The 7852-nt window shown below is 65.0% G+C and carries 3 protein-coding genes; all 3 read right to left on the bottom strand.

All coding sequences use genetic code 11. From position 1 onward, the window contains the following. The coding region (locus AVAK2825_RS20685) for a hypothetical protein (protein ID WP_284402344.1) at positions 1-3418 on the bottom strand (3418 nt) is incomplete at its 3' end. Next, a complete protein-coding gene (locus tag AVAK2825_RS20680) occupies positions 3415-3834 on the bottom strand; it encodes a hypothetical protein (protein WP_284402343.1) in 420 nt (139 codons plus the stop codon). The genes AVAK2825_RS20685 and AVAK2825_RS20680, both read right to left, overlap by 4 nt. 3 nt (positions 3835-3837) lie before the next feature. Continuing rightward, positions 3838-7752, bottom strand: coding sequence for a tape measure protein (locus tag AVAK2825_RS20675; protein WP_284402342.1), 3915 nt, complete (start codon positions 7750-7752; stop codon positions 3838-3840). Between the last annotated feature and the right edge of the window lie 100 nt (positions 7753-7852).

Genomic DNA, 7852 nt, shown 5'->3' with positions numbered 1-7852 from the left:
CGTTGCCCCAGCCCGCCGCCTTGAGGACGAAGTACGGCGCGCCGGAGATGGGATTGATGGGCGCGATGTCCGTGTTGCGGCTGTAGGTGCCGACGTTGCCCACGTGCTCGCCGATCACCTCCACGTCGGTACTGCCGGTCAGCACGCGCAGCGCGAAGCGCTCGGTCAGCGCGCCGGCATTGGACACCACCACCGGGAAGGCGCCGTCGTTGTAGGTGGCCGGTGCCGGACCGGCGGGCCCGACCGCATCGAGCCAGGTCACACCGTCCCAGTTGAGCTGGTCCCACACCGGCAGCGCGCGGGCGGCCAGGTTGCCGGACATGAGGGCCGAGGACACCACGGTCCCGGCCGGGAACGCGTGCGACAGCTGCTGGGTGAGCTTGATCGTGCCGTCGATCTGCACGTCGGCCGCGCGGACCATCTGCTCGATGCGGTGCAGCACGCGCACCGGCTGCACCCAGGTGGCCGGGTCCACGATCTGCACGGTGCCGGCGTCCAAGTCCGCCGTCCAGCCGGCCTGGATCAGCTTTCCATCGGCGCCGACGAGATGCACGCGCGACAGCCGCGTGCGGGCCGCGGAGACCGTCTGTCCCGCCGCGTACGTGGCCGCGGGCACGGTGCCGGTGTGGCCCACCACCAGGTAGCTGCCCACCCGGTAGATCGGCACCCGGCCATCGGGCGGCAGGCGCACGGGATCCAGGCCCAGGATGTCCGCGTCCAGCGGCAGGTAGAAATACGCCACGCTGTTGTAGCGCAAGGTGGTCGGGTCCACGGGCCAGGGACGCCAGATCTTGCCGGCCTCGACCGCGCCCACGTCGGCCGCGCGATACCACCACTCGGCCTTCTGCGCGGGGGTGAGGTCCGCGTCGGCAACGAAGTCACCGAACTGCAGCTCGCCCACGCCGGCCTCGTAGTCCATCCGGCCGCGCATGTGGTCCCCTGCGAAGTTGCCGTCCAGGCCCGCCGTGGCCGTGAGCGCATTGCCCTGCAGGTCCAGCAGCGTGAGCACCAGCCCGCCCGGCTTGATGGGCGCGCTCTGCGTCCTGAAAAACACGCTCGCCGTGTTCCAGGCGGACCGTTGCGTCCACAGGCTGGCGAGCGCGAAGGCGGTCGGCGCCCCGGCCACCACGTAGTCCGTCATGCGGGCCAGGCCCCGGCCATAGTCCACCGTGCCGCTCACAACGCCGGGCGCGGCATTGGTGCGGCCGCGATAGAGGATGCCCTCGAAGTCGTCGTAGCTTTGACCCATCCAGGTGAACCGCACGCTGCCCGGCACGATGCGATCCGTGGTGTAGCGGCACAGGTCGATCACCACCTCGGGCGGCGCGAAATCCTCCTCGTACGCATTGGGCGCCAGCGGCGCGACCTTGTAACGCACGATGACCGTGCCCAGCATCTGCTCGCCCACGGCCGCGGTACTGTACTCACCGCCCTTGGCCGAGTTGCTGCCCGACGACGACTGGCTGGACACGCGATCAAACTCCTTGGCGTCCTCATAGTCGCTGCTGTAGCTCTCCGTGGTCTTGCTGTAGCTGACCAGCTTGAGGACCACGGTCTTGGCTGCATAGGCCACGGTGCCCAGGCCCGCCGCGAAGCCGCCCGCCCCGTCATCGGTGGCGCGGTGCAGCGTGATCACGCGGTTGGAGTTCGTGGTGTCGCTGCCCGACGTGCGGCTGTAGCGGCTGGTGGTAGTGAGCGTGCCGATCACGTTGAGGAAGCCCGCGACATACGGTCGGCCGTCGATGACTTTGCGCTCCACAGACATGCCGGGGGCCAGGTTGCCGTAGCGCTCCCAGAGTGGCTCCTCCATCCAGCTCAATGCGGTGATCGCCTCGGGCGCCTTGGACGTGCTGGCGCTGGTGAGCTTGGCGCCGCTGGTGCTGCTCACTTCCTGCGCGGTGGACCATGCGACCTCGATGCTGCCTGCCACCGGCTGCTGGGCCAGCGTGATCGTGGCCGAGCCGGTGGGATCCAGGGCAGGCCCGTTGAAGACCTCCTCTTGCATCGACGCAGCCGTGTAGCTCGTGGAAAACGAGCCGCCGGCATCGATCATCTGCAGAGGCCGGAGAAAGATGCTGGAGCTGGGGTAGTCGATCTCGCCCGCCGCATCGCCCGTGAACTTGCCGGCGCCGTTGTCGGTGGCGGTGCGCACCTGGCCGGCCGACAGCCAGGTGATGGTGACGGCACCCGGGGTGGCGCCCGGATGGGCCAGCGTCCACGAGTACTCCGGCGCCCGCACCTGCGCGCCCTGGGCCGAACGGTTGTTGTAGCCCACGCGCTCGGCCCACTGGATGATGATGCTGCTCGCGTCGTCCGGCATCGCCAGCAGCGTCATGTCCACGCTGCCGGTGGCGTAGATCACCCGGCCGGATCCCGAGCCGGCCAGCACGCCCGTGCCGTCGTCGGTGAGCGTGTACCAGTTGCCCAAGGCCCGGTAGCTGATGACCACGGTGCCGGGCTCGGGCAGCGGCTTGAGCATGGCCACGTAAGAAAACCCGCGATTGCTCTGGCCGATCTTGGTGCGCTGGGTGTGCGCGGCCACGGCCACTTCCACGCGGCGCGGCGCATCTGCCAACACGATCGTGCGCTCCGCTGCAGGGCGCTGGTCCAGGGCCGTGGTCTCGGTGCGCGAGCTGGGCACCAGCTGGGTGTAGATGCTGGCCACCCGCAGCACCGAGTCACCCAGCGCCGTGGGCGCGGCCAGGGGCGAGGCGCCGTAGTACACGGCCGCATCGGCCACGGTGGTGTCGCGGATCACTGCTTTGCCGGCAGCAGGGGCGAAGTCGCGCGATGGCGGCGAGCCGGGAAAGGCGTAGCGCAGTGCGTCGGTGAGGTCCACCTTTGTCACCGAGCCCTGGTAGTCCACGATCCCGCCGCTGGACCCGTAGGTGTAGGTGCGTTGCTCGGTCTCGGTGCGCGTCACGCGCACGAACTGCACGCGCTCGGTCGGCGTGCCCGCCTGGTACGTCAGCACCAGGGTGCGGCCGATGTCCGGCGCGGGGGTGCCCGGGCGATGGAAGATCTGGATGGACCGCATGCCAACCACGTGGTCCTCCAGCAGGTAGCCCGACCACTGGGTGCCTTCGATTAGATAGGCCGCGATCGCGGCGGCGATCTCGGTGCGGCGGGCAAACAGTCCGCACTTGGCGAGCGTGATGCTCACCTGCGGATCGGTGGGCAGCTGGGACAGCACGATGTTGCTGCCCATGTACACGTCGGTGTTGGGGGTGAGGACGCCCACGTGCAGCTGGCGCATGGACACGTTGCCGCCGGCGCGGTCGGTCTCCGTCACGTCCGGGAAGATGTTGTTGCTGCCGCCGTAGGGAATGACGTTGCCGGTAGGCCCGCCCCCGCCCTCCGGCACGTCGGCCATTACGCGGGACGCGAACAGTTTGATGTCGCCGTCGAGGATTGTCATAAGGTTTGGCTCGCTTCAAGAAAGCGCAGCACGAGGCTGCAGTAGTGGTCGCTGTTTTCTTTGTCGGAGTACTCGATGACGGCCGCCATCGCCATGGCCTTGGTCTCCTCCGCATCTCCGTGATCGAAGACCACGGTGAACGGCTCGCCGCGGAGACCGAGCGTGAGGCGCAGTCCCGGCACGCTGGACCAGGCCTTCAGGGTGCGCAATGTCCCGAGCTGGATCCAGGCGCTGTCCCCGTCGCCCTGCAACGTGATGGGACGCCCACCGTTTCGCGCCATCGCGTCGATGATCAGCGTGCCGAAGATTCCCCGTTCGGTCTTCTGAGCGACAGCGGACCACGTCAATTCGTCAGACCAAATGAGATCTTCGGGAAGGACGAGCACAGCGGATTCGTTGGTGAGGGTGATGGTCATGTGCTAGATCCCCAGGGCCGACCGCTGCTGTTCGAGGTAGGTGATAACCGCGCGAGCGATTTCCTCGATGCTCTGCTGACCTGTCATGTTGGTCGGGACAACGTAGGGCCGATTGCTGGGGGTGATGTACACGTTCACGATGCGGTCAACACGCTGACCGCCGCTTCCCCCCGTTTCAGGAGCTGGCGATGGTGCTGGCGCGGGAGATGTCGCGTCGGGCTTTTTGTCTTTGTTGCGCTCGTACTCCAACATGTTGGCGGCTTCCGCTTTGCCGTCGCCATAGCGGTAGTACTCGGCCATCTTTCCCAGTGCCTCGGCCAGGGTCGAGTACTTCCCGCCCCACTGGATCTGTGCACCGCTGGCTTCGTAGGGCACGCTACCGTCCGGCTGCACAAACTGCTTGGACAATCGTTCAGCCAACAGATCATCCAAGCCGGCTTGTTTCAGGTAGTCGATGATGGAAGTGCGAGTCCACGCGAATTGCGCAGCGCTCGCGGGTTTGTTCATCGTGCTGGATGCAGAGACGTCAGCCGAACGTTGCGCTGCCGCTGCTGCGAGAATTTGCCCCTGGGCTGCAAGCTGCTGGGCTTCTTTGCTAGCGAACTGAACTTGTGCAGCCATGTACTGGAAGTCGCCAGCGGCACTGCGCGCTGCATTCCCGACGCTCCTGGTCGCGTCTTCTGCATTTTTCAGCGCTTTAATCTGGCGCTCCAGCTCAGCAATTCCCTCACGCGTTGCGGAAGCCTGCAATCGCTTAAGTTCGGCACTCTGCCGCAGCGCCTGCATCTCGGCCGCTTGAGCTTCTGTCCACTTTCCTTGAGCGACGAGAGCCTCGATCTTCTTGTTCGTGGCAGCATCCATCGCGTCAGCTTCAGCGTTAAGCGCCTGCACGGTTAGCTTGAGCGCCGCCACTTCAATTTCTTTCTGCTTAATCCGCGCCTGAGTGGCCGAGAACTCATTGCCATCCCGGACGGCCTTCTGCTCTGCAGCGCGTGCCTTGGCCATCTCCACATCCAGACCGGCTTTTTCCAGTTGGAGCAAAGACTGCGCAGCCGCGCCCTTGCGCTGTTCCGCAAGGACAGCATCGTTCAGGGCGTCGTTGTAGAGGCGTTGCGCTTCAGCAGTCCGTCGGATGGCATCGGCGACCTCCTGCTTCGTCGCCAGGCCTCGGCGTTCATCGCTCTGAAATGCTTCCTGAATGGTGCGCGCCTGCTCAAGCGCCACACGCAGAGCACCCACGGCCTGCGCGTTGTCTTGATAGGCGCCCACGGATGCCCGCCGCATCGATGCATCATTCTTTGCAGCTTCGGCCGAGGCGCGGCTGGAGGCCGTCTCGGCATCGAGGGCATCGATCTTTTTCTGAATCTCTTGCAGTTCGACCGCGCGAGCCTTCTGCTCTTCGGCATTGCCGGCAATCAACTGCTGCTTGGCCTGCAGTTCAGCACGCAGCGTTGCAAGATGGGCCTCACGCGCAGCAGCAACCTTCTCCAGAGCCGACGCGTTGGCTTCCGCCGCATCGGAGGCAACCTGCAGCACTTCTAAATCGTTGCCGCGCAGCTCGGCCAAGGCTTGCAGTCCCTCCCCTTCGATCTTGGCCGCTGCAGCAAGTTTCTCGCTGTTCTTGACCTGCTGATCCTGGGCCGCAGCTACTTCTCGAAGCTTTACGCCGAGCTGTACCCACTTCGCACCAGCGTCCATGCTGGCGTCACCTGCCACGCGCGCAGCAATGGCGGTCGCGCTCTGCGAAGCGGCATTGGACTGGGCCGCAGTCGACGATGCAGTGTGCGCAGCAGTGTTCTGCGCCACACCGGCAGCGCCCGCACTGGCATCACGGCCGGCCTGCGCAATGGCTACTCCTGCCTTGGCTTGAGATTGGGCTGCAGCATCAGCGCCAAACACAAGGGCGCCGAAGGTGTCTGTCAGATTCCTTTGGCGAGCTGCCGCGTCATCAACGATCTTTCCCAGAGCGTCGAGTGGGTTGCTCAGCGTGCTGATGGAACCGACCAACACGCCAACCGCTTTCGCCACGCCAAAAATGACTTCAGCGAATGCCGCAAGCGGGATCACGACGATTCCTACTACCGCACCCAGCGCCTTGACAGCTGCGGTCAGCAACTGCATACCCCCGGCATCGCCTGCATTCTGCGATGCCAGGGTCAGGGCATTCTTGAAGCGCTCCCATACGGTCGTGGTTCCTTCCGCCTCGCCCTGCAATTGCTTCAGGGACTTAGCCAAAGCGGGGAACAGATCACGGGCAGCGAGTCCACCGGACTCCACCAGTTTGATCAACTGGGCTTCCGTCAGGCCCAGGCCTTGGGCGGCCAGAGACAGTGCCCCGGGGAGTGACTCTCCCAACTGCTGCCGAAGCTCTTCCATCGACACCGTGCCCTTGGCCGCCATCTGACCAAGCGCCTGCAACACCAAGCTGACCCGCTCGCCCGAAAGGCCCAGCGTGGCGCCAGCCTGGGTGACGCTGGCGAACAGCGCATTGGTGGTTTCCAGCGGAATGTTCGCCGCCTGGGTAGATGCGGCGAATGACTTGAATGAATCGGTCAATCCACCGGCCGACACACCCGCATCGGTGGCCGTCTTTCGCAGAAAGTCGATCTGCGAGGCCGCCACATTCGCGTCTTTGTAGACAGCGGTCAAGGCGCGGCGCATCCCTTCCATCTGCAAATTAGCATCAAGGAAGGCTCGGCCCATGTCGCTGGCCTTGCTGGCGACGTTGCTGATGGCGTTGGCGATCAGGTTACCGCCTGTAATTTGCGCCAAGCCAGTACGCAAAACACCAGCAGCGCGGTCAACCAGAGTCAGCTCGCCCTGGGCACCACGCAGTTCGCGCTGCAATTCACGCAAACGGTCATTGCCCGCAGAGAGGGCTTGCCGCAGGGCGTTGCCAGTCAGCCCGGACTCGACTTCGACGGTCTGCATTGCCGCCTTGACTTGCGCTATCTCTGCACGCAGCTCAGCCGCGCTGCGGACACCTAGGGTAGAGAATGCGTTCTGCATCCGCTGCCCAGCGGCCACGGCCGCCGTCGCGGCGGCATCGGCTGCGGCCTTGGCCGCAGCCATGGCTTCTTGCGCTGCCGCGGCAGAGTTTCGTTGCGCCTCTTCCAAACGGCGCTCTTCGTCGGCACGTTCCCGTGTGCTTCGGGCAGCATCAGCCTGCTGTTGACTCAACTGCTCAATCTTCAGCCGCGCAGCCTCCATGCCCTGCGTGAGCGCCTGCTCTTCTTGCCGCAGCTTGGCTGTGTCTACGCCCAGCCCCTGCGCACTGCTGCGCGCTTCGTCGAGCGCACGGCTTCTGTCGCCATAGGCCTTTGACAGGCTGCCCGTCGCGTTGACTGCCAGCTTGTACTGATCGCCCAGTTCTTTTTCGGCGACTGCCGCTGAACGAGTGCCTGCCTCGGCCTCCTTCAACTCAACCTTCTGCTGCTTGAGAGTAGCGCGCAGATCGGCAATAGTGCCACGGGCCTGATTGACGGACGATCTGTATTCATCCGTACCTCGCGCGGCCGATTCGTTGCCCGCACGCAGATCGACCAACGCTTGACGCATGGCGGCCAAGCCCTGTTGCGTTTCATCGACCGCCGTGCGAGCGCGCGCTTCAGAGGCTGCGAAGTCACGGGTCGCTGCAGCCGCTGCAGGCATCTCCCCCGCGATGCTCTCTACACTTTGTGCAGATCGATCAAGGGCAGCACCGAGATCTGCAACTTCACGTTTTAACGCGGCGAAGGTCTGGGCGGCTTGGTTGCGGCTGGCAAGCTCGCGCAGGGCTGCTGCGGCAGCTTCTGCCCCCGTACGGACTTCGCCTTCGAGGGTCTCGCCCAACGACTCCAGCGACTTGGCCAGCACCTCGACATCGGAGCCGCCAACAGCCTGCGCTTCGATGTCGAATTTGATTTTTGGATCAGCCATGTTGGATCACATGAAAGGTTTTGTGGTTCATCACTCAGGTGGGCGCGGGCTCTCCACTGGCCCCACTGGGCCTGCTGGTGGATTCGGGATTCACAGCGGC

The organism is Acidovorax sp. SUPP2825 (assembly GCF_030158995.1).
GTDB lineage: Bacteria > Pseudomonadota > Gammaproteobacteria > Burkholderiales > Burkholderiaceae_C > Paracidovorax.
Note: the sequence above shows the minus strand (reverse complement) of the source record. Positions and strands in the feature narration are given on the sequence as shown.

What these genes read in the sequence shown, in the direction of transcription:
- AVAK2825_RS20680 (WP_284402343.1), bottom strand. Translation starts at nt 3,834, where the DNA reads ATGACCATCACCCTCACCAACGAATCCGCTGTGCTCGTCCTTCCCGAA.
- AVAK2825_RS20675 (WP_284402342.1), bottom strand. Translation starts at nt 7,752, where the DNA reads ATGGCTGATCCAAAAATCAAATTCGACATCGAAGCGCAGGCTGTTGGC.